We start from the raw sequence: 26,100 nt of genomic DNA, 5'->3' as shown, positions 1-26,100 counted from the left end.
ATTTTGAATTTTGAATTTTGAATTTTGAATTGATAAGACTAACTACCACGTAATGCAGCAACTAATTGCCGGGCAAATGTGGAAATTGCTTCATATTTATTTTCATAAATTTGCATTGCTTGTTGACGGGCGGTTTGTTCGTGGGGGTTGTTGGCGACTACTGCTAATTGTTCATAGCCTGGATAATAACGGCAGAAGGTATGGATACCGTTATCATCTAGTAACCATTGGCTATAAACTCCTTCTTTGCGAGGGAAAAAGCTTTCGGTGGCGTTGCGTCCGATAATTTCACGGGGATATTTTAAGATGTTGATGAAACTATCTATGGCTACTGGTTGAATGCGTCCAATTAATCGGGTAGTTAGGTTTTGTAAAATCTTAGATGCGGCTCTAGATTTGGCGATAGTATCGGGGTCTTGGGCTGATAAGATGACTCTAATACCAGCTTTAGCACCGTTGGCGCACATCCTGCCGACTAAATCCGAAATTTGGTCAAATTCAAATAAAATTGGGGCTTCATCGATAAAGAAGATAGAAGCGGGACTACTTAAGGCGCGACGTAAGGCGGCGGAATATGCACTTAATGACAACACCGCCGCATCTTCGTTATCGGAGAGGTTACGCAGTGCAAATACCAATAATTGCGCGTCGGTGGGAAAGCTAGATGGTGCAGAGATGGCTTGTCCGACACGGCTGGAAAGCCAAAATCTTAAGCGGAGGTGAATTTGGCTAAGTGCGTCTTCAACTCTACCACTCACAGAGTCGAGTCTGAGATGTTCGGGGGAACAAAAATGCAGAAAGTCTTGGAGTGTGGGGGTTTTTTGCCAAGCTGGAGAACCAAAGCCGCCTTCTATAGCCATGCGATAGCGTTCTTGAATACCGATATCAGCAAAGAATGCGCTTAAGGCTAAGTTGAGGAGGGAACGAACGGTTTGGGCTAAGAGTTGATTTTCACTGGATGAGCCTAAGACCATTGTCATTAGGGCTGATTCCAAAAAGGCAGTATAATCGAGCAAGCGATCGCGTTGTTGTTCTGGATCTAGCGATCGCAAGTCTGGTTGCTCAAATAAGTTATTCGATTGTTTAGAAATATCAAAATAAGCACCGTTCCCTTCCATGAACTGGGCATAGTCGGTAAAGGTAGATGTGCCATCAGGTTTAGGAAAGTCTAGGGCGACTACAGGAATATTATGGGCTAAGGCTTGGGTTAAAATTCCCGAAACTAAGACTGATTTACCTGCACGGGTAGTAGCAAATAAGGCTAAATTCTTGTGCTGGTTAAATAAATCTAAATGTATGGGTGTACCGCCTTCTTCCGCAATTAATTCAAAGCCTTTTTTATCGCCTGCTTTGGTTAAAACTAAAGGCATTAACCCTGGGACTTCACTAGTTAAATATAATTGACGACGGTTAAAGGGTTTAACTAATAATCCTTCCCAAACTATAGGTAAAGACTGTAACCAAATCTTCCAAGCATATTCTATTTCTCTGACTACCTGTGCCGGTCGTTGGAAACAGTTTTCAATATATCTGGTGGCTTCGTCTAATTTTTCGACAGTGGGACGATGCACGAAAATTGCTAACCCCGTATAAATGGGAATCGCCCCTTCATATAATTGTTCTTGGGCTGCGACGGATTTTTTTAACTTTAATTGAGCATTAACATCAATAGTTCTACTTTTTTCTTGCGCCATCAGTGCTGTCATGTTGGACTGTTTCAGCACTCTCTGTAAGGTGGTTTTGACTAAAGCGGGGTTAGCTGGTGTCAGTTCACAGACTATTTCTGTATCGACTATTGTTTCCCGCGCTAGGAGTTCCCACAAGTAACGCAACTGAGCAAATTTATTCGGCCAGCCACCTGGTTTTTCTAGGAAAGTCAGCGCACCAATGTAATTATTCTTTACATTTACCCATCTGCGATCGGCACAAGGCACACCAGTTTCCATTAACATGGTTGTACTGTGGATATTTTCAATGAGTAATTTGGTGCTGGGTAAATCTGAATAAACTTGCTCATGCAGTCCACTTTCATCTAAGTGAACTAATTGGGGAATAGGAATTGCTGGAGTGTCATTAAATCTGCGCCAAACATTTTCCCAGAGTTCATCTGCATTCAGGGGTTTGATATCTAACCCCATTTTGTTAGATAGTAACTGTTCCCAACGACAAAAGCCTTGTTGGTAAGCTCGGATGATCACAGTTTCTATGCGTTGATTTTCAACTTCTGCGATATCACCCTTAAATTTTAACCACCAACTTTCCCCTTTACCTAACAGTTTTTCAATCCAGTCATTAGCATGGCTGGCGTTGGGTTCAATTGTATAAGTTACATAAATTCTCAAGAATTTCGGCTTACGTAATCCCGCATTCGTCAGTTCTTTAATTCTGGCTCTCTCCGCCATTAATAAATACTTAATATCCCGTGATTGAGTCGTTTTAATTAAATCTGCAAGTTCCCTTTGTCGTTCCCCATCGGAACTAAAAGAACCCATGTGCAGAGTCATCCTTTCACCTTCAGGAATATCCTTGAGTCCCGATTCAATGTTATTAAAAATCGTATCTATTTGTTCGTTTCTTAAAGTGGTATGAATACCACGACACTCAAAACCAAAAACAAAGCAAAATCTATCTTTTTGAACTCCCTTAGTTAAAATATACGCACCAACATCTCGTCCATCTAATAAAATTCGCAGCATGGTCGATAAATGCAGTGCGTCTTCAAAAGGCGTTAATCTACTTTCTTGTCCGCCGATACCGACGCTTTGTTTTCCGATTTTTTGCTTCATGGTTAACTTCCAACAAGCTTTGATAACGAGCAAAGCCTCTTGTCCAAGTGGGAACTCCGATAAATTTACTTAAAAACCGCCAACTCCTACCACCACTTAAAATCCACCAGGTTGCTATTCCCCAACCCGCAATCAGTACAGTCCATAACCATCTTTGAAAGTCATCTGTAAATAAACCTCCAAAAACTCCATTGACGATGAAATAAGCAGCTAAAACAATGACTGTCCAAGGAAATATTTGATCAGCAGGAATTGGCCCTAGTGACGGTTGAGAGCCGAGAATCTGATTAACTGGACGAAACTCTTGCTGTTTTTCCTCAGACATAACTAACTAATTATTTATTGCTACTATCGCCAATCACAAAGCCTGTGAGAACATCTGCAACTGTGACAGCTACTACTACTAAAAGCGGAGTTCTCGCTACACTTTGCCAATCTTCGTCTTTGCGGACTGCATTAATCACACCAACCAAAGAAATCGCTATATATAGTAAGTAAATGCCTCTGAGAATATTGAATATTAAACTGACTGCTGCTTGACCATTATTATTTGCTGTCCCCTGCGTTAAAGTATTTTTGAAGAAATCTTCAGCTCGTCTGAAAAATTGCGCTTGAGCCGGTGCAGCGAAATAATCTAACCAAAACAGGCTCATAATCAAAGCCACTGCTAAGATTTGGCAGAGAATTAACCATCGTTTCGGCAAATTTGACTGCTGTCCAATTTGTTGTATAACTATGGTGATTAAACTACCAAATAGCAAACAAAACAGCAGCAAAGGACTTTTTAAACTGATCACGCTTAAAAATACAGTACAAGCTAATAAAAACGGTACTGATTCAATTAGTTGTAGCCACAAAAATGCTAATTTCTTTCTCACTTTACCAGTACCAGGGGCTGCATTAGCTGTTAAAACTTGCGTATTCTTTTTGGCATGAACAATTTGTCTAGGCATTTACCAATGTCCTTACAGTGATTGCAAATATAAGCTTAGTTATGATGTTGAAACTTTGATAATTTAGCATAAGATAACAGTTGTTATTCAAAAACTTGTCTGACCCTATTTAGAATATCTACCCCTACCATTGTTAATTGTTAAAATTTAGTTAACAACATTTTAATGTTGAGTTAAATAGAAATTTGCTATTTTCTGTGAATTGGCTTTAAATATGATATTGAGAGTTAGATATTAGGCAAAACTGACGGCTAATTAAATAAATCAACCAATAAATCTTTTAGGACAAAACTTGAGCATAAAAGTTATTTTTAATTATTTTTTCTGCTACAAGAAGCCTAATAAATGATAGAATAACGGTAAATTAAGTTGACTCTACAATCACCTCTCTTAACTTCTTCACAGATAAGAATTCTAGTCTACTGAGCCTACCGAGAATCAGGGAAATGTTCTCCAGGCTGAAAGACTGCACGTAAAACCACCGTTAATTAAATTGTATGATTTTGGCGATCGCCTAGCCAATAACCTCTGCACTAGGTTACTGGATAGGGGGCAAAATGTCTAGTCTAAAAGGTTACTGATTCCTTTTTTGGGGATTGGGGATTGGGGACTGGGGATTGGGGACTGGGGAAAAGATAGACAAGGTAGACAAGGTAGACAAGATAGACAAGGTGGGAGATGAAAAAACCGTTACCTGTTCCCTGTTCCCTAATGACTGTTGACTAATGACTAATGACTATTGACTATTGACTATTGACTATTAACCATTGACTAATTACCAACCAACAATCATCATGAAACACCTTGAGGGGAAAGTGGCGTTAGTCACAGGTGCAACCAGAGGTCTAGGCAAAGGAATTGCCATTGGACTAGGAGAAGCGGGAGCGACTGTGTATATTACAGGACGCAGGTTAAACCCAAACTCCAGTGATGAGGTTGCAGGTAGTTTAATAGAGACACAAGTAGCTGTAGAACAAGCTGGCGGTGTGTGTATTCCTGTACAGGTAGACCACAGCGACGATGAGCAAGTGCGGTTACTGTTTGAACGTATCCAAGATGAGCAACAGGGAAAGCTCGACTTACTGGTAAATAATGTATATGCCGGAGTCCCAGCATTAAAAGACGCACAAGGTCAACCATTTTGGGAAAGTGAACCGTCCTTGTGGGATGCTTGTAACAACGTCGGTTTGCGTAGTCATTATATAGCCAGCGTGTTTGCTGCCCGCATGATGGCAAAGCAAGGACAGGGATTAATCTGTAATATTTCCTCTTGGGGTGGTCTTTCTTATATCTTTGGTGCAGCTTATGGTGCTGGTAAATCAGGCTGCGATCGCCTAGCATCTGATATGGCTGTAGAACTCAAACCATACAACATCACAGCCGTTTCCATCTGGCCGGGAATCGTCGGGACAGAACTCTTTTCCACCCTCGCCGCCGAACTAGCACAGCAAGATAATATTAATCCCAGCAACTCAGTTCTGAGTGAGCGATTCAATTGGGAAACCCCCCTATTAACAGGAAGAGTCATCGCCAAACTAGCCACTGAACCAAACCTGATTCGCCGCACCGGAAAAGTGCATATTGTCGCCGAACTAGCCCAAAAATACGGCATAGTCGATCAAGAAGGCAACTTACCCGCATCCCTCCGTTCCCTACGCTTTCTCATTCCTGCTGCAATACCCAACCTCAGAAAAAACCCTTCACTCATCCCAGACATTAAAGTCCCGTGGTCACTTCTTCTCTTAACCGCCCTCCAATCCCCTAAGATTTAATCAGACTCTCAAGGGGTTTAGGGGTGTAAGGGTGTAAGGGTATAGGGGTATAGGGAAAGAAAAATCCCATACCCAATCCCCAATCCCCAATCCCCAATCCCCAATCCCCAATCCCCAGTCCCCAGTCCCCAATCCCTCAAATTGTTAAATGACCCAACTATCCCAGACAGTTATTCTCATCACTGGTGCATCCGGTGGATTTGGACAGGAACTAACTAAACAATTGTTAGCGGCCGGTAGCCGACTAATTTTGACAGACATAGATGAAACTGTCTTGCGTCAGCGCGTCTCAGAAATTCAACAACAAGTCAAAACAGGTGAAGTGTTAGCTTGTTTTGCGACTGATTTATCTACATCCGCCGGATGTGAAACCCTTTATCATCAAGTCAAAGCCTTAGACATCCCCGTTGAGATTCTCATTAATAATGCTGGCATTGGCTTATTTGGTCGCATGGATGAAGTCCCCCAAGATAAGTGGGAACGTCTTATGCAGGTAAATCTCCTCTCTCCCATGCGCTTAAGTGCTTTATTTGCGGCTGACATGATTACTCGCCGCCAAGGTCACATCGTCAATATGTCCTCCTTAGCCGGTTGGTCAGCAATTAATGGGATGGCTCATTATGCAGCCAGCAAATTTGGCTTGCGTGGATTCAGTGAAGCACTATACCAAGAACTCAAAGACTACAATGTGAAAGTAACAGCAGTTTATCCTTTCTTTAGCCGTACCCCCATTCTGGAATCAGAACGTTTCGGCACTCTCGCCAAACAATTTCAGGGATTTCCAGAAGATTTGGTGACAGACCCCGCCGATGTGATGCGTGCCACAATTCAAGGCATTATTCGCAATCAACTGCACGTATTTCCAGATAAAACGGCTAAAACTGTGCATCTGCTGAAAAGATATTTCCCTCAGCTACTCGACTGGGTAAATGCTGGGTTTGGTAGGAGGTTAAAACGTGGTGACAGTAAGTAAATTAGATACAACTCAAAACCTAGTCGCTACTCAAGACAAACATCTCATTATTGGAGCAGGATTTGTAGGATTGGGTATGGCTCAAGCACTGCAAGCAGCCAATATATCCTACGATCAAGTTGATGCTAGTGATGATATCGGTGGTAATTGGTATCACGGTGTGTATGAAACTGCACATATCATATCTTCCCGCAAGATTACCCAATTTACTCATTTCCCCATGCCGGATAGTTATCCCGACTTCCCCAGCGCGCAAAATATGCGGGATTACTTAAACTCTTTCGCTGATCATTTTGACCTGCGGCGCAACATAGAATTAAATCGTCAAGTCAAATACGTGCGACCAGTAGAAAATAACCTATGGGAAGTCACCTTCGATAATGGGGAAAAACGCCTGTATAAAGGGGTGTTAATGTGCAATGGTCATCACTGGTGCAAACGCTTTCCCCAATTTAAAGGAGAATTCACCGGGGAAATTATCCACACCAAAGATTACAAACACCCTAATCAATTGCGAGGTAAACGAGTGTTAGTCATTGGTGGCGGTAACTCCGCTTGTGATGTCGCAGCAGAAGCGGCGCGTGTAGCTGCTAAGTCGGTTTTAAGTATGCGGGAATCAGTCTGGTTTATTCCCAAAACCTTTGCTGGTGTTCCCGTTGCAGACCGAGCCAAAGGTTCATCACCGTTATGGTATCAAAGACTGATGACTCATTTACTCATCCGTCTCACCTTTGGCAAACATGAAGATTATGGTTTACCCGAACCCAAACACCGAATTTTTGAGAAACATCCTACATTAAATAGTGAAGTTCCCTATTACATCAAACACGGTCGAATCACTGCTAAACCAGGAGTGAGTTTTTTGGCTGGCGATGAAGTCGAGTTTGTTGATGGTACTCGCGAAGCATTTGACCTTATCGTTTGTGGAACTGGCTACTATGTTTCCTACCCCTTCCTTCCCCCAGAACTTCAACGCGTAGAAGGGTCAGTGGTTAAATGCTATGAAGGTTCATTTTTAGATGATTACAAAGGATTATATTTTATCGGTTGGGAACAACCACGGGGTGGGGTAGGTTCAATTATTTCTGCTTATGGGCCACTTTTTGCACGTTATCTAAAACTGCAAGATGAAATTAATATTCCTCTGGGGTTAGTGTTAAAAGAAATGGGACACAAGCTACCAGGAACACATTTATGTGACCCACATAAATATTTTAGACAATGGGAAAAAACTAACCGTTCATTTCATAAGATAGTCAAAAAAGCCCATCAAGTAGAACGTCAAAATCACGACTTTCAGAATCAGGTAATAGCAAATTAGATTAGAGGTTTGTAGTAAGGACTTTAGTCCTTAGACGAGGACTAAAGTCCTCACTACAAACTAAAAGTACCATATTTCTCACTACAAACTAAAAGTACCATATTTATAGGATTCCCACTTGATTTTTGAACAAATACGTAGGGTATGCAGATTGCAGTGTGGATTTTCCTCCTGTAACAGCAAAGGTTATCTCTGTCCGGTGCGCGTGACTGTTAGACCGAATTCCTCAACCAAAACCCATTGTATTCGACCGAATTTCTCAGCCAAAATTCATTTTGGTGTTTTAGTTTAGCAAGTAATTCTTTACCCGGAAGAAGGACAAGGAATCTAAAAGGTTAAGAGGTACGATGAACAACAGATACTCATTTGTTGGTGGTAAGCAGGGCATCTGGCGAGTAACAGATGTGCGAGGCGTTTTTGGACTAAGTTTAGACCTTGTTGAAAGAGTGAATGTGGTGAATGATATTGTTGCAGAATTGCCATTAGATAGTTCATGGGTTCTGCAAAGTTTCGTCAGTAATATTCGCTACTCAAAGCGTGATGAAGTTTCTACTCTTCGGGCGGTGCAGCCTGCGCTAAATCGTTCGGAAGCCGTTTCTGCTGTGCTGATTCCCATTAAAAAATCTCTCCATTGGTGGGAAATGGCACAGGATGAGCGGCGAGAAATTTTTGAAGAAGAATCTCATCATACAGCTGTTGGTTTGGAATATCTTCCAGGAGTCGCACGTCGGCTGCTTCACTGCCGGGATCTCGGAGAACCTTTTGACTTTCTCACCTGGTTTGAATTCGCGCCGGAGCATACCAAAGCTTTTGACGAGTTACTGCTGCGGATGCGCGCCAGCAAGGAGTGGGAGTATGTGGAGCGTGAGGTTGAAGTTCGCCTAGAGCGAGATGATATATCGCAAATATAGGCAGGGAGAAAAGGGGAAAGTTTTCTCCCCCTGCTCCCTGCACCAATTCCTCTTGTATGCCCTATCCCCCAAAATAATCTCCCGATTTACCGCCTGTTTTAGTAATTAGGCGAATCGCTTCAATTTGCATCGACTTTTCTAAAGCTTTTGCCATGTCGTATAAAGTCAACGCCGCTACGGAAACAGCCGTTAAAGCTTCCATTTCTACGCCGGTTTCGGCTTTAGTTTTGACTGTCGCCTGAATTTGATAACCAGGTAGTTCAGAATCGGCTGTAATTTCGACGGTGACTTTTTGCAGTGGTAAGGGGTGACATAGGGGAATCAAATTAGAAGTCTGTTTAGCCGCCATAATTCCAGCTATCCGCGCCGTGGCTAAAACATCGCCTTTAGGAGTGTTACCAGCTTGAATTGCCGCCAAGGTTTCCGGCAGCATCCGCACTTGGGCAGCAGCTACAGCTTCCCTAACGGTAGAGGCTTTCGCGGACACATCTACCATCTGTGCTTGTCCCTGATGATCAAGGTGAGTGAGGTTTGCAGAATTTTTTGGAAAAGTGTCTTGCATTATTCTCAAAAGAAGTGTTACTATATATTTCTTGTAAGGGCGTGTAGCTCAGTGGACTAGAGCACGTGGCTACGGACCACGGTGTCGGGGGTTCGAATCCCTCCTCGCCCGTTTAAGAAGGAAAAAGTAAAAAGGCAAAAGTTGGTTTTTGATAATCGGCTTTTGTCTTTTTGGTTTATGGGCAATGGGGCATTGGGCATTGGGCATTGGGCAAAAAATTCTACCTTGTCCACCTTGTCCCCGATGCCCGATTCCCGATTCCCGATGCCCCATTCCCTATTCCCTATTATTCAACGAATAGGCATCTTGACCATGACCTAAAGCGAAACGTAGAGATTCTAAGGGGTTTTTGCTGGATAGAGTGAGGAAGATGATTAAACCTAGTGAGGTTAAGGCAGCAGTGTAGCCATACATATTGTGATAGCTGACTTTTTCAGCTACAAATCCCAGTATGGGGGCAGCGATCGCAATTCCAAAGTCAAAGCCGGCGATACACAGGGCGAAAATGCGTCCGCGTTCGTGGGGTAAGGAACGATCCGCCATTAGTGTTGTAATCATGGACATGACTGTCCCACCACCGCAACCCTCAGCTATAGCGGCCAAAATAAAGGCAAAGGTGCTATTAGCTTGGGATAAAATCACGCAAGCTAACACATAAGCAGCCACCCCGAAGGTAATAAATAGACCTCTACCGAAGCGATCGCTAGCTTTACCTGTGAAGACTCGGAAACTAAAACTAGCGATCGAGGCAATTGTAAAAAACAACCCAGCATTAAAATCTACCTGAGTTGATTTAATAAATAACGAGACAAATACGTGTACAGAACCCACAGAGATACCAACTAGCAACATGACTAAAGCTGGTACTCTCACCCTTGGACTTAGTAAAATTTGCCAGAATTTTTCGTTCTTACTCGAATTTTGCTGATATATCTGTGCGGGTGGATTAATGACTTTACTTGCCCCTAAAAGTCCTATAAAAGCTAAAGAGGAAGAAAATAAGAAGAAAGTTGAGTAACCGTATTTAGCAGTTAAATACTCCCCCATCGCCGGCCCCATTGCTAAACCTATAGGGGCTGTCAAACTCATATAACTAATAATTTCACCACGGACAGACACAGGTGATAAATCTGATACTAATGCACTGTAACCAGTGGTGAAAGCTGCAATGCTAATACCGTGAAAAATCCGCACTAGCATCATCATGGGAATTGATGTAAATGCCAAATAACCAAAGGGTGCTAAAAAAGCAACTGTTGTGCCGATTAATAACACCAACTTACGACTGTATTGATCTGCCAACTTCCCTAATATGGGGCGAAACAGCAATAAGCCAATGGCAAAACCACCCATGACAATACCAATTTCTTGCTTGCTGTTACCGATACTCTCCATGTAAACAGGTAGTATAGGCAGAAACATGGCTGTACTAGACCAGAATAATAAACCTGCCGCAAATAAAATGAGCAGGTTACGCCTGAGATTTGTGTCAAAAGTATGAAAAGCTTTCAAGGCAGATGCAAATCGGTGCTAGGTGTATGGCAGAATTCAGGAGTCATACCCAGTTGTATCAAAGATAGTAACTTTGTTTGGGTATGGGGCATTGGGCATCGGAGAGTTACTGAGTAATTAACTTCCGACTTCCGATTTCCTCTGAATTCTTCACCATTATTTTTACGTTACTTAACTTTTTTTGCCACCACTTCCCGCACACGATATATAGGTTTGCCTTGGGATTCGTGGTAAGTCCGCATCACTAACTCTGCCAACAGTCCAAAGCAAAATAGTTGTACTCCTGTCACTAACAGTAGTACAGCCAAAATCAACAAGGGACGATTACCAATAATCTCACCGAAAGCTAATTTGATAATTGTTAAGTAAATCCCTAACCCTGTTCCTAAAATCATCGAAACTAGTCCCAACAGGCCAAAAACGTGCATGGGGCGGGTGAGGAACTTTTTCATAAACAAAATGGTGAGCAAATCCATTAACACGCGAAAAGTCCGCGATATGCCATATTTGCTTTGACCAAAACGCCGGGCGTGATGGCGCACAGGTAGTTCTGTAATTCTTGCCCCTTCGATGTAAGCTAGTGCAGGTAGAAAGCGGTGGAGTTCACCATAGAGATTCATATCTGCCACTAGTTCTGCACGATAGGCTTTGAGAGAACAGCCATAATCATGGATATAAACGCTAGTAGTGCGACGAATTAGCCAGTTGGCAATTTTAGAAGGCAGTAGGCGATTTAATGCCCCATCTTGGCGATTTTGTCGCCAACCACTGACTAAATCATAGCCTTCCTCTAACTTGGCTAATAACATGGGAATATCGGCGGGGTCATTTTGTAAATCAGCATCTAAAGTGACGATCGCTTTACCGATAGCATATTTAAATCCCGCCGCCATCGCCGCCGTTTGTCCATAATTTCGCCGCAGAATCACCGCCTTTAAATCAGGACGGATTTGCGCCTGTTCCTTGAGAAACTCAGCCGAACCATCACTAGAACCATCATCGACACAGATGATTTCATAGCTTAACTGACTAGCGGTGAGAGTAGATGCGATCGCCTCCAATAATAAAGGCAAACTCTCCACCTCATCCCGCACCGGTACCACCACCGATACATCGGGGACAATGGCGGAAATTAAACCATCATCCTCACTTAACCTATCTGGAATCAACCCACTCCTCATAAGCAATTAGTCATTAGTCATTAGTCATTAGTCATTAGTCATTAGTCATTAGTCATTAGTCAACAGTCAACAGTCAACATCCCCAGTCTCATAACTTCTCACAACCCGGCCAGCTCCTCGCAACTGCTGATAGTATGACTTACTAACCACATCTCCCTGTTCCGAGAGGATGTCAATCCCTATACCGTTGCGTCCTTGTTCTTTGCCGGAACTATGGATGTAATGACCATCACCTAAATACAAGCCGACATGGGTGGCTTTGGCGGGTGTGCCGAAAAATACTAAGTCTCCTGGTATGAGTTCGGCTATAGTTACAGGTTGGGTGAAAGCTTCTTGTTGATAAGCATCTCTCGGCAACCGAATTCCTACGGAAGCAAAAGCAGATTGCATTAATCCTGAACAATCATAATTTGGCCCCACTGTGCCACCCCAGAGATAATAATTAGGCTGCTGCATGGCTTTATGGGTAAAGGCAATCACTTCTGGTAGCAGTTGTTGAATTTCAGCTTCGGAAAGTGACTGAGCCTGATAAAGTACAGTAGCAGGTTGTAATAAACTAACATCACTAAAAGATACCCACCCTGGATAGTCGTCCTCACATAAATACACCTCAATTGCTGTACCTTGCTGATTTGATGTTACCTGTAAATGTCGCCCTGCTGCTGCTTGAGTTGCTAGGCGAGTGCATTCGGGAGAATCATATAAGTTTAAATCGGCTAGACATTCGCACTCTTTTGCGGTCAAGTTGAGGATTTGAGATTCTATATTAGAGAGCATTCTGCAATGGTTTTTTTTAGCAAAGATGAACAACTAGAAAATCTGGGTAATAGCGTTTTAGAGGCTACTTGGTCTAAATTTCCCTCTTTAGCCCGTAATCAAATAGCGTTGACTTGGATTGTGTATGATCCGCCTGTGCCAGTTAATACTGGTGGGGCGTTAACTCCTGATGCTTTTTGGCATCATCCTGTACGTGGTTTTAATTATCGTGGTGCAGAACGGATTTATCCGGCGAGTGTGGTTAAGCTGTTTTATTTGGTAGCAGCTAACGAATGGCTAGAAAAAGGCATGACTCAACCCTCCAAGGAATTGGATCGGGCTTTGCGCGATATGATTGTTGATTCTAGCAATGATGCTACCAGTTTGATTGTCGATATTTTGACAGGGACGACATCAGGCCCGGAGTTATCCCCAGCCCCCTTTGAAACTTGGAAACAGCAACGTAATTTTGTCAATCGCTACTTCCAATCTTTGGGATGGGAGGAGATGGCAAGTATTAATGTTTGTCAAAAAACTTGGGGTGATGGCCCTTACGGCAGAGAAAGGGCTTTTTATGGGGAGATGTTTGAAAATCGCAATATGTTAACCACAAATGCGATCGCTCGTCTTTTACATAGTATTGTAGGAGGCGTGGCGGTTTCTAGTGAGCGATCGCAAAATATGATGGCTTTACTTAAACGCAGCATTAACCCTGATGATTTACCCAAAGATGTTGAGGAAGACCAAGTAACAGGTTTCTTGGGTGGTGGACTTCCCCCTAATAGTCAAATCTGGTCAAAAGCCGGGTGGACAAGTCAAGTACGCCATGATGCCGCCTATATTGAGTTATTAGACCAACGCCCATATTTATTAGTAGTGTTTACTGAAGGCAAAGAACAAGCCACCAACCGCGCTATTTTACCCTTTGTCTCTCAGTTAATTGCTGAAGCGGTTAGTCATCTTTAATGGGGCATTGGGCATTGGGCATTGGGCATTGGGCATTGGGCATTGGGCATTGGGAATAGTGCAAGTGTTGGTGTGCTATAAATCCACACCATAGACTTGATAACTGATAACTGATAGGGGCGGTAATGAATGCAAAATACCTAAAACCAATATTATCTCCCCTGATCGCGATCGCCTCTGCTTTGATAGTCGGTGCTATTCTCATACTATTGGCTGGGGCAAATCCCATCACGGCATACACAGCTTTATTACAAGAGTCCTGTTTTAACTATTTCGGATTTGGTAATACTCTCACTAAAATGACACCCCTACTCTTGACTAGTTTAGGGGTGTTAGTTGCTCTTAAGGCTGGTCAATTTAATATTGGTGGGGAAGGGCAGATTTATTTGGGTGCGTTGGGTAGCACTTTAGTAGGGTTATATGTACAAGGAATTCCAGCATTGATTCATATTCCTCTAGCTTTGTGCGCCGGATTTCTTTTTGGGGCAATTTGGGGTGCAATTCCTGGTTATCTCAAAGCAGTTAGGGGAGTGAATGAAGTGATTACGACACTGCTATTAAATTACATCGCCATCAATTTGGTGAGTTACTTAGTACAGAACCCCTTAAAAGCACCTGCTGCACCTAGCCCTTATTCCCCACTCATTGCCAAATCTGCCCAATTGCCGATTATCTTACCCCAGAGTTTAGCCCATGCCGGGATTGTTTTAGCCGTCATCGTAGCAGGGATATTGTGGATTGTTTTAGTGCGATCGCCTCTAGGATACCAAATTACCGCAGTTGGATTTAACCCCACAGCCGCCCGTTACGCCCACATTTCCGTAGAACGCACAATTATGCTGGTGATGGCTGTAGCGGGAGGGTTAGCTGGGTTAGCGGGTGCATCAGAAGTGATGGGGTCAAAGTATCGTTTATTTGAACAAGTTTCCCCTGGTTATGGATTTGATGCCATTGCGATCGCTTTTTTAAGTCGTGGTAGTATCGGCGGTGTAATTTTGACTTCCCTATTTTTCGCTGCCTTGCGTAGTGGCGCAAACGTCATGCAACGCAGCGCAGGCGTTCCCGTCACCGTAGTTTACGCCATCCAGGGTTTGACTGTATTATTTATTGCCATTAGTCTGGCTGTGGAGGGTGAGAGGAGGCAGAGGGGCAGGGGGAAAAATGAGTAATGACTAATGACTAATGACTAATGACTAATGACTAATGACTAATGACTAATGACTAATGACTAATGACTAATGACTAATGACTAATGACTAATGACTACATAATTGCTAGCTTGCGTTTAGCTGTACCTTTGGCTTTTGCTGCCCTTGGGGGAATGTATTCTGAACGTTCGGGCGTTCTTAATATTGCCTTAGAAGGGATGCTTTTGACTGGGGCTTTTACTGGTGCGGCAATTACGTTTTATACAAATAATCCTTGGTTTGGTGTCTTGGCTGCTTTGATGGCTGGGGCTTTGGTGGGATTACTCCACGCTTTTTTGTGTGTGAGTTTATACGTTAATCAGTTGGTTTCGGGATTGGCGATTAATTTGGTGGCTGCTGGGTTGACTGCTTTTTTGGCAAGATTGGTATTTCATGGTGCTAGTACACAGCGATTACCAGGAATTGAGCCAATTATTATTCCTGGTTTAGCTAATCTACCTATACTGGGGGTATTTTTCCAGCAAGATATCTTCGTCTATTTATTGTTGGCTTTGGTTGTCGCCAGTCTATATATTTTATTTCACACTAGTTTTGGGCTGACTTTACGGGCTGTGGGGGAGTATCCCCAAGCGGCGGCTACGGCCGGGGTGTCGGTTAGGAAGGTGCGGTATTTAGCGGTGATGCTGAGTGGTACTCTTGCAAGTTTGGGCGGTGCTTATTTAGCTTTAGTGCAGATTAGGTTCTTTACAGAAGGGATGAGTGCGGGTAAAGGATTTATTGCGATCGCTGCTTTAATTTTTGGGAGATGGCATCCTATTGGTATTACCTTGGCTTGTTTATTATTTGGGGCAACGGAAGCTTTGCAGTTACGTATCCAAGCCTTGGGGGTGAATATTCCCTATCAATTTTTAGTTATGTTACCGTATGCGATCGCCTTATTCGCCCTACTCGGATTAGCCGGTAAGTCCAAACCTCCCCAAAGTTTAGGTATTTCTGACAAACCAATCAATTCAAAATTCAAAATACCCTGACGGGAAGGCTTGCGCCTACAAAATTCAAAATTCAAGAATTGATCACTCACCACTCATTACTCATTACTCATTACTCAGCATCGGCTAAACGCCACGCTACCGCTAACAGCACTCATCACTCATTACTCAGCACCGGCTAAACGCCGCGCTACCGCTAACAGCACTCAGCACTCCAAGTGATTTGTAATTTTTTTGTGAACTATTATTTACTAAGTCTTTACATGAAATTCGGTAGTTAGTTGGCATTTTTAAAATTTTTGTATGTTCATCAATAATTGCGGATAAGTTTATATACTTAAGTACAGATTAGTAGTGTTACTTAATACAATAAAAAGTAATTAATTGCTGAATCAATAATATTACTGAGATAATTTTTACCAGGAATTTAAAAATCAACGAAGCAAATTGAAACGAAAGTTGATACCTTGAGTACAAGGAGAAAATTACTGAATATCGCTAATCTCAAATTCATGGATTCTTTATCAATCAGCTCTCTACTTGAAGATTTGAAAAATCCTGATGCTCTAGTCCGGGATCAAGCAACAAAGAAACTCTGGCGGATTTGGTTTCAGCAAAAGGGAGTTTACGGCTTGGAAAAAATCGATCAAAGTCAAAAATTGCTAGATGCTGGGGAAATTACGCAAGCAGAAGCAACTCTCACAGAACTCATCAAAGAACAGCCTGATTTTGCTGAGGCTTGGAATCGTCGCGCTTTCCTCTACTACAGTATCGGCGATTATCGTAAGTCCCTAGCTGACTGTCAGATGGTGATTCAAATCAACTCTGTACATTTTGGCGCGTTACATGGGATGGGTTTGTGTTACGCCGCACTAGGACAATACAGCAAAGCTATCAAATCTTTTAAACGCGCTTTGGAAATTCAACCCTATTCTTTGGTGAATCAAAAACTAATTTTAGAATGTACACTGAGACTTAGCTAAACAGCTTAGAGGAAAACACGTAAGTAGTGTTTCTCCGCAATACTCAGGAGACATTCTATCTTTGTATGAACTGGTTTTCACCCTCATCAGCCGCTATTCCCTATCTAAGTCGCCGTCGATTCCTTCAGTATGGTGCAATTTTTGTTAGTAGCAGTGTTATCTCTGCTTGTACCAAGCAAAACCCAGCATCTACCTCTAGTTCTGGGTTAGATAAAATCACCTTCGGTACTAATTGGTTAGCCCAAGCCGAACACGGGGGATTTTATCAAGCGATCGCCACAGGTATCTACAAGCAACACGGCTTAGATGTCACTATTAAAATGGGTGGGCCACAAGTACCCAGTGGCGCGCAACTGTTGACGGGTGGTGTGGTAGATTTCTTTATGGGTAACGGTATTGACGCTTTTAATGCAGTCGCCCAAGCAATACCGACAATTAGCGTCGCCGCTATCTTTCAAAAAGACCCGCAGTGTATTATTGTACATCCCAATACAGGAGTCAACACCTTAGCTGATCTCAAAGGTAGACCTATTTATATCTCTGCGGGTGCAAATGTTACTTTCTGGCCATTATTAAAAGCTAAGTTTGGTTTTACTGATGACCAGAAACGCCCCTACAACTTTAACCCTGCGCCTTTCTTAACAGATAAAACTTCTGCACAGCAAGGTTATATTACCTCTGAACCCTTTGCGATTGAAAAACAAGGCGGGTTCACACCACAAGTATTTTTACTTGCAGATTATGGTTATCCCAACTACACCACGACTATTGAAACGACAAAAGAAATAGTCAAAAACAAGCCGGATTTAGTGCAGAGATTCGTTGATGCTTCTATTAAGGGATGGTACAGCTATCTAAAAAATCCCCAACCAGGAAATCAACTAATTCAAAAAGATAATCCTGAAATGACCGATGCACAACTTGCCTACGGTCTACAAAAGCTGCAAGAATACGGAGTTATTATTTCAGGAACAGCCCAACAACAGGGTATTGGTTCGATGACTGAGGAAAAATGGCGATCGCTATTTGAGAGTATGGTGGGTGTAGGTTTGTATCAGCCGACCCTCAAATATCAAGATGGTTTCACCTTACAATTTATCAATAAAGGTGTGGAATACTATCAAAAAAGTTAGGGCGATCGCCAAACTTTTACGGTATTATCTGCACTACCACTGACTAAGGTTTTACCGTCTTTACTAAAACTCAGGGAGACTACTTGCTTATCATGGGCGGAAATGGTGTGTATGAGTTTCCCTGTGTCTAAATTCCAAAAGCGAATCTCTCCATCTAAACCACCACTAGCTAACACCTGAGCATCGGGACTGATGGCTAGGGATAATACAGAGTAGGAATGTCCTGTAAGGGTACGTACCAATTCCCCATTATTCAGTTTCCACACCTTAATTGTTTTATCCAGACTCCCACTAACTAGGACTTTGTTATCAGGACTAATTGCTAAAGATGTCACCCAACTTGTATGTCCTGTGAGGTTTTGCAGTTGTTGACCGGTCGTCACATTCCATAACCGAATAGTTCTATCTGTACTACCACTAGCTAAAGTTTGTCCATCGGAACTCAAAGCTACTGATAATACTGGTAGTGTATGTCCGTAGAGTGTGCGGATTCTTTGACCATTGTTCACATTCCACAACCGCACAGTTTTATCCGTACTACCAGTAGCGAGAATCTGTTGGTCTTGACTAATGCTCATGGCATTATTCCACGCTACATAACCATTTGATTTAAAACTACGAATTTGTTGACCACTACTCAAATTCCACTGCTTAATAGTTTCATCCAAACTACCACTTGCTAAATCTTGTCCGTCTTCACTAATTGCTAATGATAAAACAGGTAGTGAGTGTCCATAGATGGTGCGAATTAATGTCCCTGTTTGAGCATTCCATAATTTAATAGTTTTATCATGGCTACCGCTTGCAATAGTTTGTCCATCTGGGGTGATAGCTACTGAAGCAATGGCTTCCGAGTGACCGGTTAGAGTTTCAGCTAAAGCGATTTTTTTCGCCCACGATTCGGCGGGATTCGCCCCTACTAAAGATAATAAATCCTCTCGCCAAAAATAAAGAATTCCTGGTAAAATTAATCCCAGGATAACAATTAAGCTGATAGTTTTCAGTGGTAAGTTTGGTAAACTGCGCCCATTCCACAACCCGCCGCTATTCCTGTTATAAATAATAGATGGTTTGAAAAAATTTTGTCCAGAATTGCGTTTACTTTGTCGTTTAATTTCCCGTTCAATGTCTGCCAGACGGCGGAGAATCACACCTGTATTTTGTGGACGTTGACCAGGCGATCGCCGCATTAATTCATCAATTAAAGTTGCCAAACCAGGGGAAACATCCGTGGCATAATTACGCCAGTTTATTTCATCTTTATTGGGGTCATAAATATCTTGGTCATTGGGAAATTTACCTGTGAGTAAATAGACAAAAGTTCTCCCAATTGCAAAAAAATCCGAGGTAACGACAGCTTGACCATTGAGTTGTTCTGGCGGCGTAAATCCTGGAGAATTAATCCCCGTCACTTGACCTGCGGCTTGTTTAATTACATAGGTTTGGGTAACTTCTCTCGCTGCACCAAAGTCAATTAATACTAACTGACCATCTGCCCTTAGCATAATATTAGATGGTTTAATATCCCGATGAAAAAAGTTTTGTCCGTGGACTTCATGCAGAATATTAAATAACTGCTGCAACCATTCTAAAGCTAAATCTTGATTGATAGGGCGACTTTGGCGTTGATACATATACTGCTCAAGATTTAGCCCTTCAATTTTCTCCATTACCAGACAATGTAAACTTTCTTGAGCATTGTTTGGTAAAAAGGTGAAATATTTATCCCCTCTGGGTATACCTGGACAATCTAACTGGCTTAATACTTGTCCTTCTTTTTGAAAGAGTGATATGGCTTTAGGGTGAGTATTTAACAATATCTTCAGCACCTTTTTTGCGCCATTGCGTTCTACCACTTCATAAGTCTTACCAAAACCGCCACCACCTAAAAAACCAGTTACCTGATAGCGACCTTCCAGCAACAATTCTGAACCACAACTTTGACAAAATAAAGCATGGTTATTATTTTGAGGATTTGGGCATTGGGGATTGATACAGAGAATCATCGTTTTTATAAAAGAATTTTTTATATTATTTCCAGATGATTAGATGATAATATTTCCTATAAATTAACTACCATCTTAGCCCAATATGGCGATTCAGCTTGGGAATTTATGAATATCTTATACTATCATCTTTCAATAGTATTGAGTATCTTTAAATACTTTAATTTTGCCAACATGAGAGGCATAAGATGAGTAAAGCTGATAAATTATTACATGGTCTATCTAAGATAAATCGCCGTAAATTTCTTAAATATAGTTCCATAGCCACCGGTAGTGGCATCCTAGCGGCCTGTACAAATGGCGGCAAAAATACTTCCGTAAATTCCACAGTTCGTCCGAGAAATACCGGACAACTAGACAAAGTAACCTTCAGTCTACACTGGGTAGCAGAGGCTGAGTATGGTGGTTTTTACCAAGCTGTCGCTACCGGTATTTATCGGGATCATGGCTTGGATGTCACCATTAAACCAGGTGGGCCTAGAGGTAATTACACATTATTATTGATGGGTGGGTCTGTTGATTTGATTATGGGACATAGTGGCGATGCCCTGGGAGCATTGAAAGACGGTGTTCCCATGATTACCATCGCTTCGATTTTCCAAAAAGACCCCCAAGTATTAATTGCTCATCCTGGTACGGGTAACGACTCCTTAGAAAAACTCAAAGGGAAACCAATTCTAGTCGGTTCTGGCGGGGAAGCTACATACTGGCCATTTTTAAAAGCCAAGTATGGTTTTACCGACGACCAAAAACGCCCTTACAATTTTGATGTGCAACCCTTTTTACAAGATAAAAATATTATTCAACAAGGTCTGCTGACAGCCGAACCTTTCGAGATTAAGAAAAAAGGGGGATTTGATCCTACAGTGCTGCTCTTAGCAGATTATGGTTACAACGCCTATAGCTTCACCATTGAAACTACTAAAAAACTTGTAGAGGTGAATGCCGATTTAGTGCAGAGGTTTGTTGATGCTTCTATCAAAGGTTGGTATAGCTATCTACAAGATCCAGTCCCAGGGAATAATCTGATTAAAAAAGATAATCCCAATATGTCTGATGAGCAAATTAGCTTTACCCTGGAGAAGTTAAAAGAAAATGGCATTGTCACTGGCGGAGATGCTCAACAACTGGGTATTGGTGCTATGACTCAAGAACGCTGGCAATCTTTCTATGACAATTTAGTCAAAACAGGGGTGTTTGATAACAGTATTAACTACCAAGAAGCGTTTACTTTACAATTTGTAAATAAGGGAGTAGACCACTACAATTCTTAAGGGACTTCCAGATAAAAAAATATCCAAACTGTAGGGTGCATCAGTGTGAGAAAACCTAACTAAGTAGAACGGTGTAAATAATTCAAGGTTTGTAGTGTACCCCTCCGGGGAAGCAAGCTACGCGCAAGCGTCTCGTAGAGAGGACTTTAGTCCTCTAATAAGGACTGAAGCCCTTACTACGAACTAGATTCCAATCTTTTTACATTACTTCACATAGTTTGGTTTTTTCAAGTCGTTCTACTTATACCAAGAGATTATTCATACTGACGCACCCTACTAAGCTGTTTATTTGGGATAATTTATTTTTTGGTGTTCCCTAATGAAACACTATCCTGTCATTCAACTTCATCAGGTAAGTAAGGTCTATCGTAATGGTACAGTCGCCCTCAAAGACCTGAATTTAGTGGTTCCAGAAGCGCAATTTGTCAGTTTAGTAGGGGCTTCTGGCTGTGGTAAAAGTACGGTGTTACGGTTGATAGCTGGGTTAGGAAGCGTCAGTTCTGGAACTATTGACTGGGGAATAGACGCAGCACAACGCAAACTAGCATTTGTGTTTCAAGATGCAGCCCTCATGCCTTGGGCAACGGTGAAGGATAATGTCCAACTACCATTAAAATTGGGGGGAATGTCCAGCCAGTATTCCCAAGGGTTGGTAGCCCAAGCTTTAAAGGTAGTGGGGTTAGAGAAATTTGCCCATAATTATCCCCGTGAGTTATCAGGGGGAATGAAAATGCGTGTTTCCATTGCGAGGGCGTTGGTAACTCAGCCGAATATTTTATTAATGGATGAACCTTTTGGGGCTTTAGATGAAATCACCAGAAGTAAACTCAACAGTGATTTAGTTGATTTGTGGTTACAACATCGCTGGACAGTGGTATTTGTCACCCATAATATTTATGAAGCGGTATATTTATCAAATCGAGTATTAGTCATGGGGACAAGTCCAGGAAGGATAGTAGCAGATATAGATATTGATGTCCCCTTTCCGCGTGGTGAAGATTTTCGCACTTCATCGGTGTATAACGAATATTGTCGTACAGTATCAGAGCATTTAGCAGCAGCAATGAGATTTAGTGATATGGTAGGATTTTGAACCGCCAATACAGGCTAATTATTCAAAATATGTTATTTTTTCGTGCTTCTGGGTCAAGACAGAAATATTCTAAATCTAACCTGGCGGAGATTTTTGCCCCCATATTAGTCGGTGTTTTCGCGCTAATTTTATGGGATTTATTGGTGCGGGTGACACAATTACCGCCTTATATTTTACCTAGTCCTTTTTTAGTTTTCCAAACTTTAATTACTGATTGGGGTGAACTATTTCCCTCATTATTAATTACGCTGCAAATTACGGTAACTGCGTTTATGGCGGCGGCGATTTCTGGGTTATTAACGGCGATTTTATTTACCCAAAGTAAATGGATTGAACGCAGTTTATTTCCCTATGCTGTCATTTTACAGACAACACCGATTGTAGCGATCGCTCCCTTAATTATTCTGTGGTTTAAAAATAATACATTTGCTGCCCTTGTTGTTTGTGCTTGGATAGTCGCCTTTTTCCCGATAGTTTCTAACACAACTCTGGGTTTAAAAAGTGTAGACCCCAATTTACTCAATCTCTTTCAACTTTACAACGCCTCACTATGGCAAACTCTGATTTATCTGCGCTTACCCAGTGCTATGCCTTATTTTCTCGGTGGGTTAAAAATTAGCGGTGGTTTAGCGTTAATTGGGGCGGTTGTGGCGGAATTTGTGGCTGGAACTGGTGGTGCAAAGTCTGGTATCGCCTACCGGATTTTAATTTCTAGCTACAATTTGCAAATACCTCGAATGTTTGCTGCCTTACTACTTACTACAGGCTTAGGTATTTTAATTTTCGCTGCTTTGAGTGCCTTATCTGACTTTATATTAAGTAGGTGGCATGACAGCAGTATTAACCGTGATTGAAACGCAAAGGAACGCGGAGTCTTTGCGTACTTCTGCGTTAAAAAAAGGATATAAAATGACAATAACAAACTTAGATTCTTTCCTAAACACCCTCGAAAACATTGAAACTATTACTGATTCCCAGCAAGTCGCTAAATTATCCCAAGACTATCACACCTTTAGCCCTGTCTTAGTTCCCCAACTGGCGGGGAAAGTGGGGGATATTGTGGTTCGTCCCGCTAGTGAGGAGGAAGTGATTAAAGTAGCAGCCGCCTGTGCTAAATACCGTATCCCCATTACTGTTAGAGGTGCGGGAACGGGGAATTATGGGCAATGTGTACCCCTGCATGGGGGTGTAATTTTAGACATGACCAAAATGCAAAATATCCTGTGGGTGAAACCAGGGGTAGCACGGGTAGAGGCTGGGGTGAAAATAGCGGCTTTAGATAAGAAAACACGAGAAATTGGTTGGGAAATGCGGATGTCTCCCTCTACCTACCGTACAGCAACAATTGCTGGCTTTGTGGCTGGGGGTAGTGGGGGTATAGGTTCAATTCAGTATGGATTATTAGGCGATCGCGGTAATCTATTAGCATTAAAAGTTGTCACCGTAGAAGATACACCCCGTGTCATTGAGTTGCGTGGCGATGATGTCCAAAAGGTAAACCATGCTTGGGGTATTAACGGCATTATTACAGAAGTCGAAATTCCCTTGGGGGTTGCTTATCCTTGGGCTGAGGTAATTGTCACCTTTGCAGATTTTATGACAGCCGCTAAGTTTGGGCAAAGTCTAGCTCAGGCTGATGGCATGATTAAGAAGTTAATTACTATCTTTGCATCACCCATCCCCCAATACTTCCATCCCCTGCAATCATACATCCCTGAAGGAACTCATCCCGCCTTTCTACTTCTAGCAGAACCCAGCTTGGAATTATTACCAGGGTTAGTACAGCAATATGGTGGACAAATTACTTACCAAAAACCTGCCCAAGAGGTAGGTAAAGGTTTAAATTTAGCTGAATTTACCTGGAATCACACCACCCTACACGCCCGAAATGTTGATTCCAATATTACATATTTGCAAAGTATCATTCCTCCAGAAAAAGGGCTGCAATTAGTAGAGCATTTATATCATCATTTTGGTGATGAAGTAATGATGCACTTAGAATTTATTCGCATGAATGGTGCAGTAGTTCCTGCCGCTTTACAACTAGTGCGCTACACCACAGAAGACCGTCTCAATGAAATTATCCGCTACCACGAAGATCAAGGAGTTTTTATTGCTAATCCCCATACATATATTATTGAAGATGGCGGTAGAAAAGTGATTGACCCCGAACAATTAAAGTTTAAAGAACTAGTTGATCCCTATGGTTTAATGAACCCAGGAAAAAGTAAAGTATTAGCTCATAGGTAAAGGTCAAAAAGTAGGGGTGCAAAGGAGAAAAGCACCCACAAGAGACAAAATCAACCACTTTTTTACCTTTGACCTTTTGCCTTATTTCGCCGCGCTAACAAGCTGACTCCAAGCTTGCACTACTGTTTGTACATTATTCGGTAAATTACTGCGAGAAATATCGTTGTATTGTACCGTCCCTTTACGACTGGTGAGTTTGTAAGTAATAAAATCAGCCGCACCTCCAGGCGCAGGATAACTTACATTACGAAATACATTTTGTTCACGGTTCAGGACTCTTTGAAACTGACGTACCTGTGCTACAGTGACTCTTCGTACACTTCTTTCTGAATCGTTAGCATCGCCAATTCGCACCCGAATTAATCTCCCATCATTTAGTAAAACTGTTTCGTAAGTTCTACCAGCAAAACCCCCAGTAGAAATTTCTCTAAATACTGTATTTCTATCTAAAGGTGGTGGTAATTCGTTAGCAGGAATGGGAACAGGACGCAGACTGCTATTGTTATTATTTTCTTTGAATCTGAATACAGAACCATTATCATTGGTGTGATAAACCCATTTTTGTCTACCACGACTCACTACAACTAACCAACCAGGTACTAAAGCTTGGGTACAAAATTCATCTGGTTTGGGCAGTTCTAAACAACCATTACTCCAAGTTTGACGACTAGAATCAGTAATTTTGAGTTTGTTAATCGCAATTCCTTCTCTGTTGCTAATATCTCGCAAAACTGCATTAGCTACAACACGGGGTAAAGCGGCTGATTTTAGATTTTGTTTGACAATTTCTTGAGTACTATCTGCTAATAAGCCTACAGATAACGCATTAGCATTTTGGCTGAAAATTAACCCACCACTAACAGATAAAATACTTGTTAGCATTAAAGCAGTAAAAATTCGAGCTTGTTTAGTTCGTAGCATAGGTTTATTACCTAAATACATGATTTTAAATAATCAGTAGCTATCCAAAATATTACGCAGCTATTTGGGTCATTTTACATAGTCATCAAAAAGTTTGCTTTCCCATTGAAGCTAATTAAAGTGTTTATTTCTTCTGTCTGATGAAGCAGATATAAAGATAGACACTAGTATATTAATTGTTTGTTCCAAAATATTTGTATAGAAGTATGAATAAACTGATTGGTCAGATACTGTATCGAACCAGACATATAGGAATCCGATTTGATTTCCGTTGGCGTAGCCTGCGCTAGCGCATAAAAATTTCAGTGTAGGGTGTGTTAGGCGTAAGCCGTAACGCACCGAAAACTTTGCGGTAGATGTTGTACTCTCGCTGCTAACACATCCTACGTACATTTCAGAAATCAAATATTAGTCCTATATAAACTATTAGCATTGATGGCGACTGATTATAGTTTATTGGAAAAAATTAGGTTAAAAACCTCGCCCCTAGTGGGCGAAAAAATCCTTGTCTCCCAAGGTAGGTAGAAACCCCACCCCTTGTGGGTGGCTGTCTTTAATTTTGAATTTTGAATTTTGAATTTTGAATTTTGAATTGATTCATCAGTTGCTA

Annotated in this window: 22 protein-coding genes and 1 tRNA gene; 14 read left to right on the top strand and 9 right to left on the bottom strand. The window is 41.9% G+C overall.

All coding sequences use genetic code 11. The annotated features are described in order from the left end of the window. Window positions 1-38 precede the first annotated feature (38 nt). From ACQFX9_RS11915 to ACQFX9_RS11905, 3 genes are read right to left on the bottom strand one after another with little or no spacing between them, the layout of a single operon-like run. Window positions 39-2,786: a hypothetical protein gene (locus ACQFX9_RS11915; RefSeq protein WP_427162199.1), complete on the bottom strand. Its 2,748-nt coding sequence runs from the start codon at window positions 2,784-2,786 to the stop codon at window positions 39-41. After that, on the bottom strand, window positions 2,734-3,111 hold the full coding sequence (locus ACQFX9_RS11910; RefSeq protein ID WP_427162198.1) for a hypothetical protein: 378 nt from the start codon (window positions 3,109-3,111) through the stop codon (window positions 2,734-2,736). Before ACQFX9_RS11910 ends, ACQFX9_RS11915 begins: the two co-directional genes overlap by 53 nt. 10 nt (window positions 3,112-3,121) lie before the next feature. After that, on the bottom strand, window positions 3,122-3,739 hold the full coding sequence (locus ACQFX9_RS11905) for a hypothetical protein (protein WP_427162197.1): 618 nt from the start codon (window positions 3,737-3,739) through the stop codon (window positions 3,122-3,124). A gap of 794 nt (window positions 3,740-4,533) precedes the next feature. Here ACQFX9_RS11905 and ACQFX9_RS11900 point away from each other — a divergent pair. The 4 genes from ACQFX9_RS11900 (at window position 4,534) to ACQFX9_RS11885 (ending at window position 8,716) form a co-directional block, all read left to right on the top strand. Next, window positions 4,534-5,511: an SDR family NAD(P)-dependent oxidoreductase gene (locus ACQFX9_RS11900; RefSeq protein ID WP_427162863.1), complete on the top strand. Its 978-nt coding sequence runs from the start codon at window positions 4,534-4,536 to the stop codon at window positions 5,509-5,511. 148 nt (window positions 5,512-5,659) lie between these two features. Then, window positions 5,660-6,484 carry an SDR family NAD(P)-dependent oxidoreductase gene (locus tag ACQFX9_RS11895; protein WP_427162196.1) on the top strand — a complete coding sequence of 275 codons (825 nt, stop codon included), beginning with the start codon at window positions 5,660-5,662 and terminating at the stop codon, window positions 6,482-6,484. Continuing rightward, complete coding sequence (locus ACQFX9_RS11890; RefSeq protein WP_427162195.1) at window positions 6,468-7,805, top strand: flavin-containing monooxygenase; 1,338 nt, start codon at window positions 6,468-6,470, stop codon at window positions 7,803-7,805. Before ACQFX9_RS11895 ends, ACQFX9_RS11890 begins: the two co-directional genes overlap by 17 nt. A 404-nt stretch (window positions 7,806-8,209) precedes the next feature. Continuing rightward, window positions 8,210-8,716: a chlorite dismutase family protein gene (locus ACQFX9_RS11885; RefSeq protein ID WP_427162194.1), complete on the top strand. Its 507-nt coding sequence runs from the start codon at window positions 8,210-8,212 to the stop codon at window positions 8,714-8,716. 61 nt (window positions 8,717-8,777) lie between these two features. On the opposite strand, the gene moaC is transcribed toward ACQFX9_RS11885, so the two are convergent. Next, window positions 8,778-9,278, bottom strand: a complete 501-nt coding sequence (gene moaC, locus ACQFX9_RS11880) for a cyclic pyranopterin monophosphate synthase MoaC (protein WP_427162193.1) — start codon at window positions 9,276-9,278, stop codon at window positions 8,778-8,780. A 37-nt stretch (window positions 9,279-9,315) separates the two neighbouring features. Between moaC and ACQFX9_RS11875 the strand changes: the two genes are divergently transcribed. Continuing rightward, window positions 9,316-9,389, top strand: a tRNA-Arg gene (locus ACQFX9_RS11875). A 165-nt stretch (window positions 9,390-9,554) separates the two neighbouring features. Here the strand turns inward: ACQFX9_RS11875 and ACQFX9_RS11870 are convergent. From ACQFX9_RS11870 to ACQFX9_RS11860, 3 genes are all read right to left on the bottom strand, one after another. Then, window positions 9,555-10,790: an MFS transporter gene (locus tag ACQFX9_RS11870; RefSeq protein ID WP_427162192.1), complete on the bottom strand. Its 1,236-nt coding sequence runs from the start codon at window positions 10,788-10,790 to the stop codon at window positions 9,555-9,557. A 167-nt stretch (window positions 10,791-10,957) separates the two neighbouring features. Next, complete coding sequence (locus ACQFX9_RS11865) at window positions 10,958-11,971, bottom strand: glycosyltransferase family 2 protein (RefSeq protein WP_427162191.1); 1,014 nt, start codon at window positions 11,969-11,971, stop codon at window positions 10,958-10,960. Window positions 11,972-12,037: 66 nt separating this feature from the next. After that, window positions 12,038-12,748 (bottom strand): C40 family peptidase, encoded by a 711-nt coding sequence (locus ACQFX9_RS11860; RefSeq protein ID WP_427162190.1) that lies wholly within the window; start codon window positions 12,746-12,748, stop codon window positions 12,038-12,040. Window positions 12,749-12,754: 6 nt separating this feature from the next. Between ACQFX9_RS11860 and ACQFX9_RS11855 the strand changes: the two genes are divergently transcribed. From ACQFX9_RS11855 to ACQFX9_RS11835, 5 genes are all read left to right on the top strand, one after another. Beyond that, window positions 12,755-13,693: a serine hydrolase gene (locus tag ACQFX9_RS11855; RefSeq protein ID WP_427162189.1), complete on the top strand. Its 939-nt coding sequence runs from the start codon at window positions 12,755-12,757 to the stop codon at window positions 13,691-13,693. Window positions 13,694-13,818: 125 nt separating this feature from the next. After that, window positions 13,819-14,862: an ABC transporter permease gene (locus tag ACQFX9_RS11850; protein WP_427162188.1), complete on the top strand. Its 1,044-nt coding sequence runs from the start codon at window positions 13,819-13,821 to the stop codon at window positions 14,860-14,862. A gap of 83 nt (window positions 14,863-14,945) precedes the next feature. Then, entirely contained in the window at window positions 14,946-15,872 is a 927-nt protein-coding gene (locus ACQFX9_RS11845; protein ID WP_427162187.1) for an ABC transporter permease, read from the top strand. A 470-nt stretch (window positions 15,873-16,342) separates the two neighbouring features. Continuing rightward, window positions 16,343-16,813, top strand: coding sequence for a tetratricopeptide repeat protein (locus ACQFX9_RS11840; protein ID WP_103140308.1), 471 nt, complete (start codon window positions 16,343-16,345; stop codon window positions 16,811-16,813). Window positions 16,814-16,878: 65 nt separating this feature from the next. Further along, complete coding sequence (locus ACQFX9_RS11835; protein ID WP_427162186.1) at window positions 16,879-17,946, top strand: ABC transporter substrate-binding protein; 1,068 nt, start codon at window positions 16,879-16,881, stop codon at window positions 17,944-17,946. Here the strand turns inward: ACQFX9_RS11835 and ACQFX9_RS11830 are convergent. Then, window positions 17,943-19,952: a protein kinase domain-containing protein gene (locus ACQFX9_RS11830; protein ID WP_427162185.1), complete on the bottom strand. Its 2,010-nt coding sequence runs from the start codon at window positions 19,950-19,952 to the stop codon at window positions 17,943-17,945. The genes ACQFX9_RS11835 and ACQFX9_RS11830 overlap by 4 nt on opposite strands. 188 nt (window positions 19,953-20,140) lie before the next feature. Here ACQFX9_RS11830 and ACQFX9_RS11825 point away from each other — a divergent pair, with 188 nt between their 5' ends. The 4 genes from ACQFX9_RS11825 to ACQFX9_RS11810 all read left to right on the top strand — a co-directional run bounded on the left by ACQFX9_RS11825 (window position 20,141) and on the right by ACQFX9_RS11810 (window position 24,569). Continuing rightward, on the top strand, window positions 20,141-21,226 hold the full coding sequence (locus ACQFX9_RS11825; RefSeq protein WP_427162184.1) for an ABC transporter substrate-binding protein: 1,086 nt from the start codon (window positions 20,141-20,143) through the stop codon (window positions 21,224-21,226). A 319-nt stretch (window positions 21,227-21,545) separates the two neighbouring features. Further along, complete coding sequence (locus ACQFX9_RS11820) at window positions 21,546-22,319, top strand: ABC transporter ATP-binding protein (RefSeq protein WP_427162183.1); 774 nt, start codon at window positions 21,546-21,548, stop codon at window positions 22,317-22,319. Further along, complete coding sequence (locus tag ACQFX9_RS11815; RefSeq protein ID WP_427162182.1) at window positions 22,316-23,173, top strand: ABC transporter permease; 858 nt, start codon at window positions 22,316-22,318, stop codon at window positions 23,171-23,173. Before ACQFX9_RS11820 ends, ACQFX9_RS11815 begins: the two co-directional genes overlap by 4 nt. A gap of 55 nt (window positions 23,174-23,228) precedes the next feature. After that, window positions 23,229-24,569 (top strand): FAD-binding oxidoreductase, encoded by a 1,341-nt coding sequence (locus ACQFX9_RS11810; protein ID WP_427162181.1) that lies wholly within the window; start codon window positions 23,229-23,231, stop codon window positions 24,567-24,569. Window positions 24,570-24,650: 81 nt separating this feature from the next. Here the strand turns inward: ACQFX9_RS11810 and ACQFX9_RS11805 are convergent, their stop codons facing one another. Then, window positions 24,651-25,490 carry a hypothetical protein gene (locus ACQFX9_RS11805; protein ID WP_427162180.1) on the bottom strand — a complete coding sequence of 280 codons (840 nt, stop codon included), beginning with the start codon at window positions 25,488-25,490 and terminating at the stop codon, window positions 24,651-24,653. Between the last annotated feature and the right edge of the window lie 610 nt (window positions 25,491-26,100).

Origin of the sequence: Aliinostoc sp. HNIBRCY26, assembly GCF_050235535.1 — a bacterium.
Classification (GTDB): Bacteria; Cyanobacteriota; Cyanobacteriia; order Cyanobacteriales; family Nostocaceae; genus Trichormus.
Note: the sequence above shows the minus strand (reverse complement) of the source record. Positions and strands in the feature narration are given on the sequence as shown.